At 51.3% G+C, this 20607-nt stretch carries 19 protein-coding genes and 2 tRNA genes; 6 read left to right on the forward strand and 15 right to left on the reverse strand.

The window, feature by feature from the left end; translation table 11 throughout:
- Window positions 1–2 precede the first annotated feature (2 nt).
- On the forward strand, window positions 3–365 hold the full coding sequence (locus PsB1_RS01730) for a hypothetical protein (protein WP_284358671.1): 363 nt from the start codon (window positions 3–5) through the stop codon (window positions 363–365).
- 17 nt (window positions 366–382) lie between these two features.
- Here the strand turns inward: PsB1_RS01730 and PsB1_RS01735 are convergent, their stop codons facing one another.
- From PsB1_RS01735 to murA, 8 genes are all read right to left on the reverse strand, one after another.
- Window positions 383–1033, reverse strand: a complete 651-nt coding sequence (locus PsB1_RS01735) for a transglycosylase SLT domain-containing protein (RefSeq protein ID WP_284358672.1) — start codon at window positions 1031–1033, stop codon at window positions 383–385.
- Window positions 969–1805 (reverse strand): HesA/MoeB/ThiF family protein, encoded by an 837-nt coding sequence (locus PsB1_RS01740; RefSeq protein ID WP_320412708.1) that lies wholly within the window; start codon window positions 1803–1805, stop codon window positions 969–971. The genes PsB1_RS01735 and PsB1_RS01740 overlap by 65 nt, the downstream gene beginning before the upstream one ends.
- Window positions 1806–1815: 10 nt before the next feature.
- A complete protein-coding gene (locus PsB1_RS01745; protein WP_284358673.1) occupies window positions 1816–2121 on the reverse strand; it encodes a hypothetical protein in 306 nt (101 codons plus the stop codon).
- Between the two features lie 74 nt (window positions 2122–2195).
- The gene (locus tag PsB1_RS01750) at window positions 2196–2639 is read right to left on the reverse strand and encodes an arsenate-mycothiol transferase ArsC (RefSeq protein ID WP_284358674.1); all 444 of its coding nucleotides are present in this window, start codon (window positions 2637–2639) and stop codon (window positions 2196–2198) included.
- A gap of 5 nt (window positions 2640–2644) precedes the next feature.
- A complete protein-coding gene (locus PsB1_RS01755; RefSeq protein ID WP_284358675.1) occupies window positions 2645–3118 on the reverse strand; it encodes a UPF0262 family protein in 474 nt (157 codons plus the stop codon).
- A 38-nt stretch (window positions 3119–3156) separates the two neighbouring features.
- Window positions 3157–4461 carry a histidinol dehydrogenase gene (hisD, locus tag PsB1_RS01760; RefSeq protein ID WP_284358676.1) on the reverse strand — a complete coding sequence of 435 codons (1305 nt, stop codon included), beginning with the start codon at window positions 4459–4461 and terminating at the stop codon, window positions 3157–3159.
- Window positions 4462–4535: 74 nt separating this feature from the next.
- Window positions 4536–4991 (reverse strand): DUF2948 family protein, encoded by a 456-nt coding sequence (locus PsB1_RS01765; protein WP_284358677.1) that lies wholly within the window; start codon window positions 4989–4991, stop codon window positions 4536–4538.
- Entirely contained in the window at window positions 4992–6269 is a 1278-nt protein-coding gene (murA, locus tag PsB1_RS01770; protein ID WP_284358678.1) for a UDP-N-acetylglucosamine 1-carboxyvinyltransferase, read from the reverse strand.
- Window positions 6270–6536: 267 nt separating this feature from the next.
- On the opposite strand from murA, the gene PsB1_RS01775 reads away from it, so the two are divergent.
- The 3 genes from PsB1_RS01775 (at window position 6537) to PsB1_RS01785 (ending at window position 10457) form a co-directional block, all read left to right on the forward strand.
- Complete coding sequence (locus PsB1_RS01775) at window positions 6537–8867, forward strand: TonB-dependent receptor (RefSeq protein WP_284358679.1); 2331 nt, start codon at window positions 6537–6539, stop codon at window positions 8865–8867.
- Between the two features lie 149 nt (window positions 8868–9016).
- On the forward strand, window positions 9017–10141 hold the full coding sequence (locus tag PsB1_RS01780; RefSeq protein WP_284358680.1) for an alkaline phosphatase D family protein: 1125 nt from the start codon (window positions 9017–9019) through the stop codon (window positions 10139–10141).
- A gap of 241 nt (window positions 10142–10382) precedes the next feature.
- Window positions 10383–10457 (forward strand) — tRNA-Thr (locus PsB1_RS01785).
- A gap of 10 nt (window positions 10458–10467) precedes the next feature.
- On the opposite strand, the gene PsB1_RS01790 is transcribed toward PsB1_RS01785, so the two are convergent.
- Together PsB1_RS01790 and pyrC are read right to left on the reverse strand one after the other, a co-directional pair.
- Window positions 10468–11685: a cation:proton antiporter gene (locus tag PsB1_RS01790; protein WP_284358681.1), complete on the reverse strand. Its 1218-nt coding sequence runs from the start codon at window positions 11683–11685 to the stop codon at window positions 10468–10470.
- Between the two features lie 18 nt (window positions 11686–11703).
- A complete protein-coding gene (pyrC, locus tag PsB1_RS01795; protein WP_284358682.1) occupies window positions 11704–12789 on the reverse strand; it encodes a dihydroorotase in 1086 nt (361 codons plus the stop codon).
- Window positions 12790–12955: 166 nt separating this feature from the next.
- On the opposite strand from pyrC, the gene PsB1_RS01800 reads away from it, so the two are divergent.
- Complete coding sequence (locus PsB1_RS01800) at window positions 12956–13633, forward strand: crotonase/enoyl-CoA hydratase family protein (protein ID WP_284358683.1); 678 nt, start codon at window positions 12956–12958, stop codon at window positions 13631–13633.
- Between the two features lie 18 nt (window positions 13634–13651).
- Here PsB1_RS01800 and queD read toward each other — a convergent pair whose 3' ends face one another.
- The 3 genes from queD to queC are packed head-to-tail and all read right to left on the reverse strand — an operon-like array spanning window position 13652 to window position 15389.
- Window positions 13652–14023: a 6-carboxytetrahydropterin synthase QueD gene (queD, locus tag PsB1_RS01805; protein ID WP_284358684.1), complete on the reverse strand. Its 372-nt coding sequence runs from the start codon at window positions 14021–14023 to the stop codon at window positions 13652–13654.
- Window positions 14020–14655 carry a 7-carboxy-7-deazaguanine synthase gene (gene queE / locus PsB1_RS01810; RefSeq protein WP_284358685.1) on the reverse strand — a complete coding sequence of 212 codons (636 nt, stop codon included), beginning with the start codon at window positions 14653–14655 and terminating at the stop codon, window positions 14020–14022. The genes queD and queE overlap by 4 nt, the downstream gene beginning before the upstream one ends.
- On the reverse strand, window positions 14652–15389 hold the full coding sequence (gene queC, locus PsB1_RS01815) for a 7-cyano-7-deazaguanine synthase QueC (RefSeq protein WP_420887854.1): 738 nt from the start codon (window positions 15387–15389) through the stop codon (window positions 14652–14654). The genes queE and queC overlap by 4 nt, the downstream gene beginning before the upstream one ends.
- Before the next feature lie 294 nt (window positions 15390–15683).
- Here queC and PsB1_RS01820 point away from each other — a divergent pair, with 294 nt between their 5' ends.
- The gene (locus PsB1_RS01820; protein ID WP_284358688.1) at window positions 15684–16937 is read left to right on the forward strand and encodes a pentapeptide repeat-containing protein; all 1254 of its coding nucleotides are present in this window, start codon (window positions 15684–15686) and stop codon (window positions 16935–16937) included.
- Window positions 16938–16970: 33 nt separating this feature from the next.
- Here PsB1_RS01820 and PsB1_RS01825 read toward each other — a convergent pair.
- A tRNA-Met gene (locus PsB1_RS01825) sits at window positions 16971–17047 on the reverse strand.
- Window positions 17038–20517, reverse strand: a complete 3480-nt coding sequence (locus PsB1_RS01830; protein WP_284358689.1) for an indolepyruvate ferredoxin oxidoreductase family protein — start codon at window positions 20515–20517, stop codon at window positions 17038–17040. Before PsB1_RS01830 ends, PsB1_RS01825 begins: the two co-directional genes overlap by 10 nt.
- Window positions 20518–20607: the final 90 nt, after the last annotated feature.

Here is a 20607-nt window from a genome sequence, read left to right on the forward strand (position 1 = left end):
GCTTGGCACGTCGGATTGATCCTGCCCTAACAAAACGGGCTTTATTGGCGCTTAAGCGGGCGGCTGATAAAGCCAACTTAAGTCCTGAGGGCCTTTCAGAGTGGGAGACTGATTTTCTGAGCTCGGTAGAAGAGCGCCTCAAAAATTATGGAGCTGCGTTCGCCGATCCTGACAAAGGCCAATTGAGCGCCCCTTTATCCTTGCGCCAAGGCCTAAAAGTGCGTCAAATCAATCGCAAGGGGCTTAAGAAGACGCACGCGGCACCCCATGACGGGAAGCAGCCACAACGAGAAATCAAGTTTAAGCCGAGAAAGCCCTTAAGCCGGAAGATAGGCCTGAAACCAACTAAATTTCGCCCAAAATAGGGATCAGCCCCCATGTTTCAGGGCATAGACGCTTGCTCCGTATCGGGTGTTTGCGCCCCAAAACCACAACTTCGCAGCGCCAAATCATGTGATTTGGCCCGCGCCTCGATGCGATAAGCCAATTGGCGCGAATGGGCAGAGGCGCCCCTTTGATAGCCACCCTCCCCTAATTTATAGGCTAGATAATGATTGGCGACATTATGGCGTGGGCTTTTGATACGCCGCTCCATGGTCGCAAAGTGCCAGCCGACAAAATCAACCGCAAGCCCAAAGTCGGACCGTGAACCGCCAGCGCGTTTGGTATCGCGCAAAAACCAATTCCATGTTCTTAAATTGGCTTGGGTAAAGCCATAATTGCCCAAAGCCTTTTCTTCCCTTCCACCTTGGCCTTTGGCATCTGCGCGAAATCGGCTCTCATAGTCAATCACAGCTAGGATTGCACCGGGGTTGACTTTCCACTTCACCGAAGCCGCGCGCAGGGCGTCCTCCCATCCGGGATTTTTGGCCAATAACTCACACATGACAGATGTTGGTGTATGAGCCTGCGCATCGGATGCACAAAACCATAGACCTATCCCTAAAGCCCATCGACCAAAGCCCAACTTAACGCACCCCACAGCATGAACAGGCAGGGTCAGCCTCCAGCACAATTGTTCGACTAGAACCACTTAAGCCATCCATGATCCAAATCTTCCCCACTAAGGGACTGCCCGCGCGGGTAATCCACTTAATCGCCTCTAAGGCCATCATGGATCCAATGATTCCGGTTAACGCACCAACAATCCCTAGTTGAGCGCAACTTTCCGCGTCAGGGGGTATATGTGGAATAAAACAGCGATAGCAAGGCCAAACAGGACCATGTGGATAGGACTTACTGATACCTGACGCAAATAGACCAACCTGCCCATCCCATCGACCTACAGCGCCCGAAACCAATGGAATGGCCAAAGCATGACAGGCCGCATTGACGGCAAACCGCGTTTCAAAATTATCGCTGCCATCCAAAACGATGTCAGCGCCAGCAATCAATCGTTCAGCATTGGTGGCGTCCAAGCGCTGCACCAAGGCCTCCACACCAATCGCTGGGTCAAGCGCTTGAAGATTGGTTTGCCCTGCGCGCGCTTTATCAACCCCCACATCCTCGGTGCGAAATAGGATTTGGCGCTGGAGGTTAGTAAGCTCCACCACATCTGGATCAATCAGGATAATCCGCCCTACTCCAGCTGCTGCCAAATAAAGGGCAGCAGGCGCGCCTAGACCCCCGACCCCGATCATGGCCACGGTGGCACCGGCTAAACGCGTTTGCCCAGGTCCCCCGATTTCCTTAAGTAGGATGTGGCGGGCATGCCGATCAAGGCGGACGGATCCAGTTTTCATGCCGTCATGATGACGGTGTGTGGCCGCCAATGCAAGATCAGCGCTTTGAAGGCGCTTGGACACAAACTTGCTCCTATCCGGCGTGAAGGCGTTCTAGGGCTTCACTTAATTCATCAATCATTGCCTGCCTCGCGGCGCGCACAGCGGTGGCGCGTTGAGCATCATCCATTTCCAAGTCCCAATCAAGTTCTTGGAGATAATCCAGCAATTCAAGATAGGCTTTGGCTTCGAGGGCTTCCCCCGTTCTAGCCGCGTCAATCAAGCGCTGACTTAAGACTTTCAATAACCCATCACGCCCCAACTCATGGGTGTCTGGCTGCGCTGAAGTTGAGATTTTGTCGGGTGTTGAGGTGGATGGATCATTGGGCGTACGTTTCATGAAGCCACACTAGCCCGCTGCGCCATTCGGTCGCAGAATTATACCAAAGCTATGATCTCATCAGGCCCGAACATCTAAAGTTTCAGCATTTTAAAGCGATCGTGAATTTGGCGATCCAAGGCATCACGAACCTCACGATAAGCATCAAGCTGGCTCAGCCGACTGCCTTCAGTAGCTGAAGGGTCCATCGTTGGCCAATACTCCACCTCGACAGCTAAATGACGCGTGTATTCCAAAGCGCGGTGGTGCGCTTGAGGTGCTAAGGAGATGATGAGATCAAAACTATCGTCTTCAAGGTCTGCAAATGTCTTGGGCCGATGCTTGATGATATCCACCCCCCATTCATCCATCACCATTACAGCCATTGGGTCTATGACCTCTGCCTTACGCAGCCCGCACGAGTCGACAAAGACGCGGGTGCCAAAGCGCCGCTTCATGAGGCCTTCTGCTATGGGTGAGCGAATGGCATTCATCGTGCAACAAAATAAAACCGACTGAGGCGGACGAACAAAATCCACCTGTCTTAGAGCCTAACGTGTAAAGCGCAGATCAAGGTGAACAAACGCCGCGCGGTATCAAAATCAAGCTTTACCTTGCCTTCTAAGCGCGCTTCCAACAGACGTGACCCTTCATTATGTAGGCCGCGACGCCCCATATCGATGGCTTCAATTTGGGTAGGTGTGGCTTGGCGAATGGCCTGATGGTAGCTCTCACATATGATAAAATAGTCGCGCACCACCCGCTTGAAAGGTGATAAGGAGAGCATAAAAATACGCACATCGGTACCATCCATGAGCTTCACATCAAAAATCAGCTTTTGATCGACCACCGATAAATGTAAGGCATAGGGGCCATCGGGGCCGTCAATCACATCAAAGCTATTAGCTTCTAACAAATCAAAAATAGCGACTCGACGTTCGTGTTCACCATCGGCGGTTTGGGCAGACAAAGAAGCTTCATCGAGGCGAACATCGACGAGATGGCGATTGTGGGTCATAGGCGATCCTTGCAAGAGCTGCCAGTAGGTTCAAGACCTTATGTCCCGTCAACTGCCTTTAAGCGTAATGCAATGCTAGCTGCATGGGCAGGTAGCCCTTCGGCTTGTGCTAATGTGACACCAGAAGGCCCAAGTGCGCGTAGACCCTCAATCCCCGTGCCCATCAACGTCGTGCGTTTCATAAACATATGGGTGCTTAAGCCCGAAGCCCAGCGCGCACGCCCACCAGTTGGCAAAACGTGATTGGGACCCGCAAGATAATCGCCCAAAGCTTCAGGGGCCAGCCGGCCCATAAAAATCGCCCCAGCGTGTCGGATTTTCTTGGCCAAAGCTTCTGGATTGTGTGTGGCAATCTGCACATGCTCTGGCGCGCCAAGATCGCTTAAGGTGATCGCTTGATCGAGATGATTTACAATAATCACTGCGCCATAGGCCAGCCAAGAGATCTTAGCCTCAGGTCCCGTTTGGCCTGCTTCAATCATCGTGGCAACGGCATCGAGCACCTTTTGACCAAAATTTGCATCATCGGTGAACAAGATCGACTGGGCCAAACCATCATGCTCGGCTTGGGCCATTAAATCAGCAGCGATGATGGCTGGGTCGTTGTCTGCGTCAGCTATGATAAAAACTTCCGATGGACCCGCCACGGAATCGATACCAACATGCCCAAACACCAGTTTCTTTGCAGTCGATACCCAAGCGTTACCAGGCCCTGCGATCACGTCCACAGGGGCAATCGGATCAGCACCATACGCCATGGCTGCAATGGCTTGCGCACCACCAACCCCATAAATCTCGTCTATGCCCGCAATTTTGGCGGCAGCCAGAATGGCTGGATTCTCATGCATTCGCCCTGGAGGGGTCATCATCACCACGCGGGCAACCCCTGCAGCCTTGGCCGGCAATGCATTCATGAGAACCGAAGACGGATAAGCCGCCATGCCGCCTGGTGCATAGAGGCCCGCAGCATCAACTGGCGTCCAGCGCCAACCTAACGTGACGCCTTGCGCATCCACCCATATGTCATCGCTTGGCTTTGAGCGTTGGTGGTAGTCTGTGATACGCTGAGCCGCTCGTTCTAGAGAAGCGATCACTTTAGGGTCACATGCTGCCATCGCAGCATTCAACTGGGCTTGTGTGACCCGAACGCTTTGTGGCGATAAACCAACCCCGTCAATCTTTTGGCTCCAAGCGTCCAGTGCAGCAAAGCCCCCGGCCTTAATATCGGCCAGAATTGCACGAGCGCGGTCCTCAACCCCATCCACGGCCTCTCCTCGGCCCAATAGGAGCGCTTTATATTCGGCGTTAAAGTGAGGGGTGGATGCAAACAACAATCGGGTCATGGCTTAGATCTTAACCCTTAGCGGGCAATTTTGGGAGGCTATGGGTACATGGATGTTGTGCAAGATAAGAGGGATCAGGTCTCAAGTTCGTGATCAGGCTTAGCGACCGCGTCACGAGGCGGGCTCAAATCGACCAAAACCGCGTCAATACATTCCAGTTGCAGCAGGATTTCCCCGCCATCGGCTAAGGACAAGGTGAGTTTTCCGCCCGGAGCCTCACCGGGCTCAAACGCCAATGACAATAGACTGGCAAATGCTTCACGGCGGCTTTGCGCCACTTTCTTAGCTTGGACAGATAAAACCCCTTCAAACGCCAAAGCAGCCCACACACGTTGGCCGTGGATGGGTTTACCCTTCCCGTTCGCCATCTCATCAGTTTGCACAAACCGCTGAAGCCGCAGCGTGAAGCGGCGCTTATTTGGCAACCAAAGAGCATCAGAGACTTTAAAGATGGCATCTTGAACCGCAGCTGAGACGATCAAAAGATCATCTGCATCTTCAGCCAATAATCGTAAGCCAGCTATCGCCACTTAATCCTCCGATCCCGAAATACGTCGTATATTGGCACCACAGCCCGACAATTTGGCTTCCAATCGCTCAAACCCACGGTCCAAATGATAGACACGCGATATGATGGTTTCCCCTTCGGCCATCAAGCCTGCAATGATTAAAGACACTGAGGCACGCAAGTCCGTGGCCATAACCGGCGCACCGCGCAAGGTTTCAACGCCGCGAACCACCGCTTCTGAACCACGCACGGATATGTCCGCACCTAAACGGCGCAATTCTGGAGCATGCATATAGCGGTTCTCAAAGATGTTTTCGCGAAAGATGGATGCGCCGTTTGCCCGCGTCATCAGGGCCATCACTTGGGCCTGGGTATCGGTCGGAAAGCCCGGATAAGGCTGGGTATCAATATCGACAGACTTAATTGGTTTATGAGGATCGCGGGTGATCTTTACCCAATCCTCGCCAACAACCACATCCACCCCGGCACGCTGAAGCACATCGATGAGGGACGAGATGGTTTCAGGTACCATATTGGTCAATGTAACCTCGCCCCCCGCCGCCGCGACACAACAGGCATAAGAGCCCGCTTCAATGCGATCGGGAATGACTGACCATCTTGCACCTGTTAACTCATCGACCCCTTGTATGCGCAACGTTGAGGAGCCAATGCCTTCGATCTTAGCGCCCATGGCCAATAAGCAATTGGCAATATCGCTGATCTCTGGTTCGCGCGCCGCATTTTCAAGCACAGTCTCACCTTTGGCCAAAGTAGCGGCTAAAAGTGCATGTTCGGTGGCACCGACCGAAACGAATGGAAAGATGATCTTAGCACCCTTAAGGCCGCGAAGCGCTGCCGCTTTGACATAGCCACCTTCGATCACAATATCCGCACCCATCGCCTCAAAGGCTTTCAGATGCAGATCAACCGGTCGCGCACCGATCGCGCATCCCCCCGGCAAAGATACCGTCGCATGGCCAACGCGGGCCAAAAGGGGGCCAAGAACATTAAAAGTCGCGCGCATTTTTCGCACAAGATCATAGGGCGCGATCGTGCTGGTCAAATCCTCTGCATGCATCGACAAGCGGCCAGAACCCTTGGGCCAAAAACAGGTGACACCCAATTGCTCCAAAAGCTCAATCATAAAACGCGTATCGGCCAATTCTGGCATATTGGTGAGAACCAGAGGTTCTTGGGTAAGCAAGCTTGCAGCTTGTAATTTCAAAGCAGAGTTTTTGGCGCCGGAGATTGGTATCGAACCTTTCAGCTCTATCCCGCCGACAAGGGCAATACGATCCATGGTTGTTCTTTTCAGGCCCGATGATGTGGTCACACGCTTATGACAAGCTCTAAGGTTTTTTCAAGGCAATTGGGTGTAAGGCATCTTGCCTGAATGGAAATAGATACACCAAGCCGACCTGATCAAACAAAGCTGCACAAGGTCACTGTGTAACAAGTCCTTTATAAATTTTTATTGGAAGCTTTGCCGATCTGTTATGAATGCGTCGCAGAAGTCTCCTAAGTCGCCATCTCCACCCACTTCGCTTGTGGGTATCAGGGGACGAATATGACTTTTAAACACCTATTGAGGATCTCAGCATGCGTCGCTTCTTTGTGTGCAGCTTCAAGCGCGCTGGGCCAGACTGTTGCGGCACCAACACCCAGCGAGAGTGCCAGCCAAGAAGTAGAAACCATTGTCGTTTATGGCGTTTCTGGCGCACGTCAAACCCAAACTGTAACGGCCGCAGCGATCGCGCTTTCTTCACCGGGCACCAGCCCGATCAAAGCGATTGAGCGCTTGCCAGGTGTAAACTTCCAATCCGCCGACGCTTTGGGTAATTATGAGTGGTCAACCCGCATTTCCGTGCGCGGCTTTAATCAAAACCAATTAGGTTTCACCTTAGATGGTGTGCCATTGGGCGATATGAGCTACGGCAACCATAACGGCCTGCATGTATCGCGCGCCATCATCTCTGAAAACATTGGCCGCGTAGAGCTTAGCCAAGGTGCAGGTGGACTTGGGACCAATTCAACGTCGAACTTGGGCGGTACAGTTCAATTTATGTCGCGCAAGCCAAGTGAGGGTTTTGGCGGACAAGTGAATCTGTCAACAGGTTCAGATGCTTTGCAACGCGCTTTCGTTCGCCTCGATAGCGGCACGTTAGAAGGCTTTGGCGGCGGCCGTGGCAGCTTGTCCTATGCATCAAGCAAAACCGACAAGTGGAAGGGCGTGGGCGAGCAAAACCACGACCAAGTCAATTTCAAATATGTTCAGCCCATTGGTGAAGCTGAAATCACCGCCGCCTATAATTGGTCGGATCGGGCAGAAAATGACTATCAAGATCTGAGCCTCGAGCAGATTAAGCGTTTGGGATACAAGTGGGACAACATCTCTGGCAATTACCCGCTTGCCGTGGCATTAGCCGACATTTATCAAGCTGGCGGCTCCTTCCCCAAGCCATTTACCAGCGTAGATGATGCTTATTATGATGCCTCAGGCCTACGCAAAGATAAATTGGGTTACATCAGTCTTGAAGCCCCATTAACCAGCAAAGTCAGTCTGAAAGCTAGCATTTATAATCATGCCAATGAAGGCCAAGGAACATGGTATACCCCTTATGTCCCAACGCCTAAAGGCGCGCCTGACGCTTCTGGTATCCTAATTAATGACCCTGCCCCGATTTCGGTTCGAACCACAGAATATGAAATATCACGCACGGGTTGGTTTGGAACCTTAGCGATTGACGGGGGCCAGCATCAAGTCACTGCCGGCTTGTGGATGGAAGATAACAAGTTCAATCAGGCACGTCGGTTTTACGGCTTGGCGCGTGCCGCTAACAACCGCCCATCCCTAAAGTTCATGACCAACCCATTTTTCACCCAATGGGCATATAAGTTTGACACCTCTACCTTGCAGTTTTTCGTGCAGGACAATTGGAGTGTCAGCGATGCTTTGTCGATCAATTTGGGCTTTAAATCGTTGAAAGTTACCAATGAGGTCAAAACCCTAACCATCAACAATGACGCACCGACCCCTGCCAATAGCTTGACTGGCAAACTCGACACCAATGCCAGCTTCTTGCCCCAAGTTGGGTTCAAATATGAATTGAGCGAAACCAGTCAAATCTTTGGTACTTTATCGCAAAACGTTGCCGCTTACGTATCTGCGGCAACCGCCGGGCCATTTGCATCGCGTAGCCAATCCAATGTCGATGAAGTCGCGCGGACTTTGGATCCAGAAGAATCCACCACCGCAGAACTTGGCTGGCGCACACGCGGCGACAAATTTGAATTAGCCGCGGCAGGCTATCTGGTGCGCTTTGACAATCGTTTGCTGGGCGTCTCCCAAGGAGCCGGCATCGTAGGGAACGCGCCTATCCTTTCCAACGTGGGCGGTGTTAACACGATTGGTGCAGAATTTGTGGGTCGCTATCAATTGACCAAGGAATTCGACATATTTGGCTCGTTTACCTATAACAAGTCTGAATATGCCGATAACGTCACCGACCGTTCTGGAAAAATCGTAACCCCCACCAAGGGCAAAACAACGGTCAATACGCCTGAATTCTTGTTCAAGGGTGAGCTCACCTATGACAATGGCAGCTTGTTTGCCAAATTGGGTGCCTCCTATACGGGCGAGCGCTATTTCACATATCTCAATGATGATGTGAACGGCAAAGTCGATGCCTATACTTTGACGGAGATCACCCTGGGTTACCGCTTTGGCGGCAATGACTTCCTGAACGGTTTGGAAGCCCAACTCAATGTCACCAATGCCACCGACGAGGCCTATGTCTCGACCATCGGATCGAATGGTTTTGGCAATACGGGCGACAATCAAACCCTATTAGCTGGTGCGCCGCAACAAATGGTCTTCACCTTGAAGAAAGCCTTCTAAAGCGCCTCGCTTTAACACTTAGGGTCTGTCTGGTTTTACCCGTCAAAAACGAGACAGACCAAGCCCCATGTCCCCCCGGACCCTTGCGGGGCTCAAGTCTGACGATTTGCGCTTGCACTTGAGCCCCTCATTTTTTGTGGAGAGCCCCTATGCATACGACACGACGCGACGCATTGATTCTTGGGGCAGCGATGGCTGCACCCGTGGCCAGCCATGCCTCAGACTGGCATGCTTTATCGGGAAAAAGACTGAATAAAATTGCCTATGGGTCATGTGCGCACCAAGATAAGGATCAGCCGATCTGGGACGCAATCGTGGCGGAAAAACCCGATTTATTTCTGTTTTTGGGCGATAATGTCTATCTCGACACCCGCGACGTTTCAGAAATGAAGGCCAAATATGCCAAGTTAGCGGCCAAGCCCGGCTTCCAAAAGCTGCGCGAAACCACGCCCATTATCGCCATGTGGGACGATCATGATTTTGGTGAAAATGATGCCGGCGTGGAATATCCCAAAAAAAACGAAGCCCGCCAGTTGTTTTGTGACTTCTGGGGCGAAGCGGCCACCAGCCCACGTCGCACGCGCGAGGGTATTTATACGTCTTTTGTCTTTGGCCCAGCGGGGCAACGGGTTCAGATCATCCTGCCCGACCTACGCTTTAATCGCTCTGAAATCATCAAACTTGATTTGGGGGGCAAGCCCTATGACGTTTGGGCCAAGGAATTAGAAAAAGCGGGCCAAATGGTACCTGGCCCCTATGCGCGCAACCCTGACTTGAAGGCCTCCATGCTGGGTGAAGCCCAGTGGCAATGGCTGGAGGCACAATTGCGCGAACCAGCCGATGTGCGGATTTTTGCCAGCTCCTTGCAAGTTCTCGCCGACTTTGCAGGCTGGGAGGGCTGGATCAATTATGCCCAAGATCATCAGCGCCTTATCAGCACGATCCGTAAAACCAAAGCCAATGGCCTAATCTGCCTATCCGGCGACACCCATTATGCGGAGGTCTCACGCCTTGATACCAATGTGCCTTATCCAATCTGGGACTTTACCTCATCGGGACTAACCGAAGTATGGCCCGTGTTGCCGCCAAATGCGCTGCGGGTTGGTGACGTCTATCGCGCGCGTAACTTTGGCCTCATTACCTTTGATTGGGCGAAACGTCCTAAGCCTAGCCTTACCGTTGAAATCCGGGGCGAACAAGGACAAGTCGCGATCAGCCAAATCGTTTCAGTCGCTGACTTGCAAGTCAACAACAGCTCATCACCGCATGGTTAGGGCAGATCCCGCTTTCTGGCCGCTTCTTTGCGCCGTTTGAGATTATCACGTAAAGCCGCCTTAAGGCGCTCTTCTTGCGTCGCCTTGTGAGTGGGTTGTTGTAGCGAGGCTTTTGTTGGCGGGTTTGACGGTGGTATGGTTTCGTTCATTTCAAGAAGATATGCGACAACCCTCTTTTCATAAAGAGGTAAGCGGGCTATCAGCGCGCCACAAACACAAAATGGGTGCTTCACACCTTACAGCCGCAGTAGCTCAGTGGTAGAGCGCATCATTGGTAATGATGAGGTCGCGAGTTCAATCCTCGCCTGTGGCACCAGTTTTTAGCCTCATCCTTCTGCGGAAGGCTTATCCACCACATTTCTAAGCTTCGCCAATTGCGGTGTCACCATGGGAATGCTAAGCATCGTGCTGGCGACCGCCATCAAGAGTGCGGCCGTAAAGGTTTGATTTGAAATGATTCCTTTATCCAGAAGCACATTGACGAAAATGATCATGATGAGTGCTTTGGTTTGAAGCAGCCAGCCAATCACATGGGCTTCCCCTTTCGGCCAGTTTAGAATGCGCCCAGCCAAGTGCACACCGACAAGTTTACCACTCACCGCCGCCACCAGTAAGATTGCTGCCGCGCCAAACACCACAAGTCCACCTACGTCCCAATTGGTACGAAGTCCTGTGCTAAGGAAAAAGACCGGCATGATGGCGAGCAAGACGTGGTCGCGAAACCGATCAAGCTTTGTGCGATCAAACAAGTCAGCGTCCAGCACTACGCCAGCTAAAAATGCACCCACCATATAATGCAGGCCCGACCAATCGGCCGCAAAGCCGACGACAGCAAGCCAAATCAACCCTAAATACCAGCGATCACTTTCCTTGACTGCGCGCATGAGTTTCAAGATGGCAACGGCACTGATAAAAAAGGCTAAGAGGAACATGGCTTGACGGCCCACACGCCCCCAGTCCAGCAAAATGATGGCCAAAACACCCCAGATCGCGATATCGTCTAAGCTTGCAAATCGTAAAATGCGTTGACCCAAGGGTTGGCGAAGTATTTCAAGCTTTTCGAGAAACAAGACCAAAATCGGTAAGGCCGTGACCGCGCACGCCATCCCAATTCCAACAATAAATTGCCAATCATGGCCCTTTGGGCCGATCCAACCGCCGCTAAAATTCAACAGCACAATCCCGGCACCACAGCCAAATACCAAGGGCATGATCATCGCAAGACCAGCGGTTACCCCGGTCTCAAGCCGGTTTGTCCAAGCACTCTTTAAGTCCAGTTCAATGCCAGCGATCCAAACAAAGATCATCACCGCCCACCACGCTATCCCGTTGAGCGATTGGATCACCGCTGGTGTAAAAATAAAGTCGTAATAAGCTGGGAATACTGCCCCAAGGATGCCTGGACCTAACACAATGCCGCCAATGATCTGCACCACTGCCAACGGCGCGTAATAATCTGTCTTCAATACACGCCAAAAAAGATAGGGTATCGTAAAAATGATCACCATGGCGATCAAGAAAAGTTCTGTCGTAGGTATCGTCATAAAAGCAAGGATCCAAAATTAATGCGAAGTTTGACCTTGAAAAGTCCAGTTCAAGGTTTGGCCAGCATGAAAAGGAACAACATGGTTACCAGCTATGTCCAAATGGGGCGGTATCGCTTGGGCAGTTTTTTCAAGCACGATATGATTTTGATTGCTGGGTAAACCATAAAATCTTGGGCCAAACTGACTGGCAAACCCTTCCAGCCTATCAAGTGCGCCTTCTTCTTCAAAAACCTTTGCATAGCTTTCAAGCGCGTAAGGCGCATTATAAATCCCCGCACAGCCGCACGCTGATTCCTTAGCACCTACCGTATGGGGTGCAGAATCGGTTCCCAAAAAAAACTTGGGGGAACCTGAAATGGCGGCGCGTCGCAAGGCCAGACGATGAACTTCACGTTTGGCGACAGGTAAACAATAAAAATGGGGACGAATGCCTCCCTCAAACATGGCGTTTCGATTAAACTCAAGATGATGAGGCGTAATGGTAGCAGCAATGGGATGGGTACTGGCTTCCACAAAATCGACAGCTTCAGAGGTGGTGATGTGTTCAAACACGATTTTAAGGGCAGGGAAATCGCGCATGATCTGCGAAAGGATCTGCTCAATAAACACTGCTTCGCGGTCAAAAATATCAATATGGGATTGGGTTACTTCCCCATGCACTAAAAGTGGCATGGCAATCTTCTCCATAGCCGCAAAAACGCGGTAAAGATTGGTAAAATCGGTAACGCCATGACTTGAATTGGTGGTGGCATGGGCAGGATACAGTTTGGCAGCCGTGAATATCCCCACTTTAAAGCCATAGGTGATGTCTTCAGGATCGCTGTCGTCCGTTAGATAACAAGTCATAAGGGGGGTGAAGTCTAGCCCGGTCTCCACCGCTGCCAGTATACGGCTTCGGTAAGCATCGGCGGCAGCAGCTTTTGTCACTGGAGGCACTAGATTGGGCATCACGATCGCGCGCGCAAATTGACGCGCCGTCGCATTGACAACACCTGCAAGCATTGCCCCATCACGCAAATGCACATGCCAATCATCGGGTCTATGGATCACCAAACGTGTCAAAGGCTGTTCCAGTTTTCCCTGGGCACCCAACAAATTCATGCAATTACTCCAAAGCCATTCTTGTTCTATTGCTGGCTCTTGAACTAGAACTATGCCACGTGCGCGTCAAATCATTGCAGTTCCGGCCCTTTGAGTTTCACCATCCTTATTGACCAAAAGCGCCACTTATCCTCTACCTCCAAGCAAACAAGATCAGGAGCGGAAAATGAGTGCTTCACTCACAATAGACCATGAGGTTGCGATCGTGCGGATGGACGATGGCAAGGCCAATGTGATCAATCTGGCAATGATTGAAGCCTTGCATTGGACGCTGGATGAAGCCGAAGCCAAAGCCAAAGCCATCGTGTTAGCAGGCCGTGAAGGACGCTTTTCTGGTGGGTTTGACTTGCTCGCTTTAACAGGATCGGGTCAAGAGGCCGCTGTGCAGCTACTCGTTCAGGGTGGTCAATTACTGGTTCGCCTCTATGGTAGCCCCTTGCCTGTTGTGGCCGCTTGCACAGGTCATGCGATTGCGATGGGCGTGTTCCTGCTCCATGCATGCGACACCCGTTTTGGTGCTGCAGGACCTTATAAAATTGGTGCCAATGAAACCACCAATGGCATGGTCTTGCCAACTTTTGCAATTGAGCTATCGCGGGATCGCCTGAACCCGTCTCATATGACCAAGGCGTTGATCCAAGCCTTTATCTATGATCCAGAAGGGGCGGTGGCAGCAGGCTATATAGACCACGTGGTCCCACTGGATCAGGTTGAAACTCAAGCCTTTGAACATGCTCGCCATTTGGCGCAACTACCCGGTCATGCTTATCACGGTAATAAATTAGCGATCCGGGGCGCAACCCTAGAACGCATTAAGGCCAGCCTTGCGAGTCATAGGCTGTAATAGATATAGAGGTAGTTTTTAACCTTTAATCTCTAAAGTACATGTTTCTCCTAAGGATGGTCTTGCAATTGCAACACGGCACAAATTAGGTAGGATTGGCTGCAATTGCTTGGCCACCCACACACTGATGTTTTCCAAAGTAGGGGTTTCTAGACCTGCAACTTCATTCAAAAAAGCATGATCTAACACATCGCGTACTGTTGTGATGGCATCACTTAAATCAGCAAAATCTGCCACCCATTGATCCTTGTCATCGGCTTCCCCTTCTATGGAAACATCCAATCGGAATGAATGGCCATGCAAACGGCGATAAGGGTGGCTCTCATCGCCTTGATGGAGCTGATGGGCCGCGTCGAAGGTTACACTTTTGGTCAAAAGGCAGCGGGTCACGGGATTCCAAGCAATTTATGGGTTTGCAGGCTCAATCGCCATTGTGGGTTAGCAAGACAATAGGCAACTACAGCGGCCGTATAGTCATCTTTTTGGGGCCCATCCATGGGTTGTAGAAAATAGTGCTTAAAATCCAAATTGTTGAAACGATCTGGCATAGCGTTTGGCTGTGGATAGACGAGTTTTAGCTCATGGCCAGTCCGCTGTACAAAGTCGGCCCCAGCTTTTGGGCTTACACAAATCCAGTCAATACCCGATGGAACCATCAAAGTGCCATTCGTCTCGACCCCAATTTCAAAGCCTGACCGATGCAGCGCATTAATCAATGGGGTGTCAAGCTGCAACAGTGGCTCACCACCTGTACACACGACATAGGCCTGACCTTGGCCACTGCGTGGCCACTTGTGTGCAACAACAGATGCAAGCTCCTCGGCAGTCTCAAACTTACCACCGCCCTCCCCATGCATGCCAACAAAATCGGTATCACAAAACTGGCAGATTGCACTTGATCGATCCTGCTCGCGCCCACTCCATAAGTTGCAGCCCGCGAAACGCAAAAAGACCGCAGCGCGCCCAGCTTGGGCACCCTCACCCTGCAACGTATAGAAACACTCCTTAACCATATAGGTCATGATCGTTGTTCAATCTGGCTAAAATCCTGCCGTTGCGCCTGCCATGCTGCCCAACCAGAAGCGCGCAACGCACACGCCGGGCAGATGCCACAGCCATAGCCCCACCCATGGCGTTGGTCTCGTTCGCCCTGATAGCAGGTATGGCTATGTTCCACAGTTATCTCCACCAAATCATCCCCGCCCAAATCATGCATCAGCGCCCAAGTCTGCGCCTTTGTCAGATCCATGAGGGGGCTAGCCAGCTCATAATGCACATCCATACCAAGGTTGAGCGCTGTCTCCATGGCGTCTAAAGTAGAGCGTCTACAATCGGGATAGCCAGAATAGTCCGTCTCACACATGCCGCCTACCAAAATCCCCAATCCGCGCCGATAGGCCAATGCAGCTGCAAAGGTTAGAAAAAGCAAGTTACGCCCGGGAACAAAGGTTGTTGGCAGGCCGGTTTCAGCCATAGAAATGGCGGTATCGCGGGTTAAAGCTGTTTCAGATATCTGGCCTAATAGCGTGAGATCTAAGAGATGATCATCGCCAAGCTTAGGCCGCCAAGACGGGAAATTCGTGCGCATAGCATCAATGACCACCAAGCGCTGATCAAGCTCTATCCTATGACGCTGACCATAGTCAAAACCAACCGTCTCCACATGGTCATAGCGATCTAACGCCCATGCTAAGCAGGCGGTTGAATCTTGACCACCAGAAAATAAAACAAGCGCTTGATTAGGCTTTAACACCACTAGATTCTCAACAGGCCAAGGACATTGTGCATGGTGTCAATAACCGATTTAGATGTGAACTGAAACCAGCCTTGCTGATGGCCAGTCGTCGTTGAGCATCAAGCTGCAACAGCTTGCCCCCTACATTAATGGTACCAGCCTTCAATAGAGTCGATGATCCATTCAATATGTCAAAGTTAAGAGCCAGTATGAATAGTAGTAACAAAATGAAATCACCCTTTAACCATCAGACAATACTCATGGGTTATACTAAAACGCTTAAATGAAATAGACTATTGTCCAAAAAGGTGATAAGTGAGTAGTTTCGTTTCATACGTCAAAATAGATCCAGATACACTCGAAAATGTGATACTCCTACATGAGCGCTACGTCAGCGGCATACCGGGGGGCAAACGGGCTGTGTTGCGCAATGTGGATTTGTCACGGGTCGATTTGTCAGGGCGCAACCTCGCCGAAGCAGATTTGACGGGTTGTATTTTTGAACTTGCACGGCTGATCAAAACCAATTGTGAACGTGCCAATCTTTTTGGCTGTGACTTTAGAAAAGCGGATTTGCGTGGCGCTCGCTTGACCAAGGCTGACATGCGCGGTGCAAATCTGCGTGGTGCCGATCTATCCTATTGTGATCTAACCCAATCGGACTGCCGTGAAGGTGAGCACACCCAAGCCGAAATGAAGGGCGGCAAGATGACGATCAAGCAGCGCACGCGCCATGGCGATGCGGAAGGAGCCACTTTTATCGGTGCGACTTTGGATGGCTCTCAATTCAATGGCATTCATGCTAAGGGCGCTGACTTCCAAGATTGTTCCATGAAAGGTATCGTTTTATCGGGTGCCATTTTAAAAGATTGCAATCTCGCTGGCGCTAATCTGCAAGGTGCAAATCTTATTGGTGCCAAGTTGGAGGGTGCGAAGTTTGAAGATGCAATCCTCACCGGGGTGGAACTTGGATATTCCAAAATCGACCCTGCCCAAGCGATCGGTGCCCTTGGTGATCCAACTGACGGGGCCAAGATACGTGCGGTCACACTGGAAAATATGGCCAGTGAGCACGAGGCTTGGTGGGAAAGCAATGGTACAGCGGGCCAGCATGCTACTTTTGATGGTGAGGATTTGCGGCCGATGTCGGCCATGTTCAAAGGCATGCGTTTGACTGCATTGTCTGCGGTCAATTGTAATGGGGTCGGGGTTACCTTTATGGCAACTCAATTACAGGGCGCAAATTTTTCCAACGCGGATTTACGTGGGGCATGCTTTTCTGGCGCTGATTTACGCGGTGCAAGTTTTTCCCATGCCCGCCTGAAAAACGCAGACTTCCGCAATGCAAATTTGGGGCCATTGCGCATTAGTGCCCGTAAAACCAAACCAACCGATTTTACCGGGGCCGATGTACGTTATGCAAATTTCGACCAAGCCGATATTCGCGATGCATTGTTTTATGATGCCAACTTACATGGTACATCGTTTAAAGGTGCCCTATCAGCTGGGGTTAAACGCAGCGATCCCTCCTTGCCACACCCTAGATTGACTAAAGTGAATGCGGCCTAAAGAATTACTCAAAAATCGATTATAGTGAACCGATGGTGGCGGGAGAGAGACTCGAACTCTCGACCTCACGATTATGAGTCGTGCGCTCTAACCAGCTGAGCTACCCAGCCAACACATCGGGAGCCGTCATGTAGTGCGCATCGTTTGAGCGAGCAAGCCCTTGGGTCAGTTGGCCCATCAAGGTGTCACGCCTGCGCATCGCTTTGACCATACTGGCCTCCTTGACATGGCCAAACCCACGTACATCTTCGGGCAAAAGGGCAAGTTCAAGGGCGATCGCATGGGTCGCGGCTGAAAGATGCGTGATCACAACTTCTAAGTCGGCCAGATATTGGTCGCGATAGTGCCGCTCATTTACCCGTTCAGCGGTTTGCCCAAAAGGATCCAGTGGCCCCCCGCGCAGTACTTTACCGTAACGAAGGACTTTGAATAGGGTCAGCACCCATGACCCGAAGGCAAGTTTTTTGGGAATACCTGTAACGGGGTCTTTAGGTGCCAAGAATGGTGGTGCCAACCATATTTTGACAGATTTTCGACCACTTAATGTGGCGTTAAGTCCCTCTAGATAGGCTTTATCGGCATAAAGCCGCGCGACTTCATATTCATCTTTATAGGCCATGACTTTAGCCAGATTAACCCCAACAGCGCGCGTGAGATCTAAGCCAAGCCCAAGATTGGTTTCTGTGGCCCGCACTTTGTCAATCATATCAACATAACGGCGGGCATAAGCGGCGTTTTGATAACCTTGCAGATGGGCTGCTCGATGAGCAATAACTTCGTCGAGCGATTTGGGTGGTGGCGGCTCCCGTACCGGAACCATGGCCTTCAAGCGCCCAGGATCAAAAGCGGCAAGGCGACCTAGATCAAAGGCCAACACATTCTCATCAATGGCAACACCATTAAGCTTGATGGCTCTGTAAAGTCCGCGAAGAGAAACCGGAACCAGCCCACGTTGCCACGCGAAACCCAACAGGATCATGTTGGAATAAAGACCGTCATACAGATATTCCTCGGCAAGACCTTCAGCATGGATCACACCGAGTTCCGCCACGGCTTCTGCAAACAGATCGACCTTTGGCTGCCCGCGAAAGCTACGCTTGGGGTTTTGAATGAAATCAACAGTGGGATGAATATCAAAGTTAGCCACGGCACGGGTGGTGGCCCTACATACCAACTCCAAGGCATCCAAATTGGTGGCTACAATCAGATCGCCAGCAATCATCACGTCGGCTGAAGCAGGCGGCACTCGGCCGGAGCGTATGTCACTGGGCTTAGCCGCAATGCGTACATGGCTTAGGACTTGACCACCCTTTTGGGCAAGGCCCGTCATATCTAAAATCGAAGATGCGTGACCATCGACATGGGCCGCCATTCCAACAATGGCTGAAACGGTGGTAACCCCTGTACCGCCAACGCCTGTGAAGACGATTGAACGTGGGCGATCCAAACTCATGGGCTCAGGCAATGGAATATTGGTGGCATCAAAAGACGGACGCGCCCGCTCGCGTTTGGCATTATGGCTGCCCTCTACTGTGACGAAGGAGGGACAAAATCCTTCAACGCAACGCAGGTCTTGATTGCACGACGATTGGTCAATCTGGCGCTTGGTGCCAAATTCAGTCTCCAAGGGATGGATGGATAGGCAGTTTGATTTTTTTGAACAATCTCCACATCCCTCGCACACAGCTGGGTTAATGTAAGCGCGGGTGGTCGTTGGCTTTAAAAGCTTGCGTTTGATGCGACGACGCTTTTCAGTTGCGCATATTTGGTCATAGATAATCACTGTGACGCCCTTGGTTTCACGCAGTCGGCGCTGAATAGAATCCAGCTCTGAGCGTGGATAGACGCGCACAGAAGGCTCCAAGGTCATTGTGGCATAGCGGGTGGGATCATCGGCCACGATTACCACTTCACGCACACCTTCACCCAGCAATTGCTTAGAAATCTGGGGTGTGGTTTGGCCGCTCTCCGTTGATTGCCCACCAGTCATTGCAACGGCATCATTATACAACAACTTATAAGTAACATTGACCTTAGCGGTCACAGCAGCGCGGATCGCCAGAGAGCCTGAATGTGAATAGGTACCGTCACCTAAGTTCACAAAGACATGCGTTTCATCGGTGAAGGGCGCTTGACCAATCCAGCCAATGCCTTCCCCACCCATTTGGCTTGTCATATCGGTTTGCCGGTCGGGCATGAAAGTAGCCATATAGTGGCAGCCAATGCCTGCCAAAGCCCGCGACCCCTCTGGCACCAAAGTAGACGTATTATGCGGGCAGCCCGAGCAGAAATGAGGCTTGCGATGCGCATCCCCTTCAAGGGTTTTTGCCCGCTCCTGGCTTTGAGTAACCCTAGCCAGATAGGCCAAAGCCTGCGCCCGATGGGGGCCGTGGGGAACAAGGTCAAACAAAGTCTGAGCAAGGTCGGGAATGGAAATAGAGCCAACTTGGGACAATAGAGGCTGCCCATCTAATCCCTTTTTCCCTATCACACGTGGACGTTGCCCATCGGGAACTTCATAAAGGGCTTCTTTGATCTGGGGTTCGATTAAGGCGCGCTTATGTTCAACCACCAACAATGTTTCTAAACCCACGGCAAACCCACGAAGGCTGTAGGGCTCTAGCGGCCAAGGCATAGCAACTTTGTAAATGGCAATACCAAGTTCAGCAGCAAGCTCAGGGCTGATCCCTAGGGCATCTAATGCTTCATAAATATCGCGGGTAGCTTGGCCTGTTGCAACCAAGCCAATCTTACGTTTTGGACTGCTTAAAATCTCTTGATCTAAACCATTCGCACGTACAAAGGCTTGCGCTGCGGGAAGCTTAAAGTGGCGCAAGCGCGCTTCCTTCGCCATAGGATCATCGCCCCGGCGTAGGCTCAATCCCGTTTCTGGCATCTCAAAATCTGTCGGGCTTACAATAGAAAGCCGGTGGGTACCAACATCAATGACCGCACCAGAATCCATGGTGTCGGCGAGTGCAATTAAGCCGGTCCAAGCGCCACAAAAGCGAGATAAGGCGATGCCATAGAGGCCATAGTCCAACACATCTTGGATCGAAGATGGCGACAAAACAGGCATTTCAGCATCAATAAATGCAAATTCAGACTGGCTCGGCAAGGTAGAGCTTTTACAAACATGGTCATCACCTGCAATGGCGATTGCGCCGCCAAATTTCGATGTTCCAGCAAAATTGGCATGCTTAAACACGTCGCCAGTCCGATCAACGCCTGGGGCCTTTCCATACCAAATGCCAAACACCCCATCATAGCGAGCACCATCAAACTGGCCCAATTGCTGACTGCCCCAAACCGCAGTTGCCCCTAAATCCTCATTCAGACCCGGCCAGAATACAATGTCGTGTGATGATAAAAACTGACTTGCACGCTCTAATTGCATATCATAGCCACCGAGCGGGGAACCACGGTAGCCAGATATAAAGCCTGCCGATTTAATACCCTGCATCCTATCGCGGCGTTTTTGATCCAAGGGCAACCGCACAAGGGCTTGGATACCTGTCAGAAAAGCCCTACCCTCGGTGAGTTCGTATTTGTCGGTCAGTAAAACTTCGCGATGCAACATCTGGCTTTGCCTTCGGATTTGGATTTGGGAAACCGTGTGAACTTGATCTTACCTAAAAGGGCATCATCTTCTGTTTTAATGGAAAAAGCT

It is taken from the genome of Candidatus Phycosocius spiralis (assembly GCF_030158815.1).
GTDB lineage: Bacteria > Pseudomonadota > Alphaproteobacteria > Caulobacterales > Aquidulcibacteraceae > Aquidulcibacter > Aquidulcibacter spiralis.

Coding starts and splice junctions, on each gene's coding strand:
- PsB1_RS01745 (WP_284358673.1), bottom strand. CDS start 2,121: ATGAAACGTACGCCCAATGATCCATCCACCTCAACACCCGACAAAATC.
- PsB1_RS01790 (WP_284358681.1), bottom strand. CDS start 11,685: ATGACGATACCTACGACAGAACTTTTCTTGATCGCCATGGTGATCATT.
- hisD (WP_284358676.1), bottom strand. CDS start 4,461: ATGACCCGATTGTTGTTTGCATCCACCCCTCACTTTAACGCCGAATAT.
- PsB1_RS01780 (WP_284358680.1), top strand. CDS start 9,017: ATGCATACGACACGACGCGACGCATTGATTCTTGGGGCAGCGATGGCT.
- queE (WP_284358685.1), bottom strand. CDS start 14,655: ATGACCTATATGGTTAAGGAGTGTTTCTATACGTTGCAGGGTGAGGGT.
- PsB1_RS01830 (WP_284358689.1), bottom strand. CDS start 20,517: ATGTTGCATCGCGAAGTTTTACTGACCGACAAATACGAACTCACCGAG.
- PsB1_RS01755 (WP_284358675.1), bottom strand. CDS start 3,118: ATGACCCACAATCGCCATCTCGTCGATGTTCGCCTCGATGAAGCTTCT.
- murA (WP_284358678.1), bottom strand. CDS start 6,269: ATGGATCGTATTGCCCTTGTCGGCGGGATAGAGCTGAAAGGTTCGATA.
- PsB1_RS01800 (WP_284358683.1), top strand. CDS start 12,956: ATGAGTGCTTCACTCACAATAGACCATGAGGTTGCGATCGTGCGGATG.
- PsB1_RS01775 (WP_284358679.1), top strand. CDS start 6,537: ATGACTTTTAAACACCTATTGAGGATCTCAGCATGCGTCGCTTCTTTG.
- pyrC (WP_284358682.1), bottom strand. CDS start 12,789: ATGAATTTGTTGGGTGCCCAGGGAAAACTGGAACAGCCTTTGACACGT.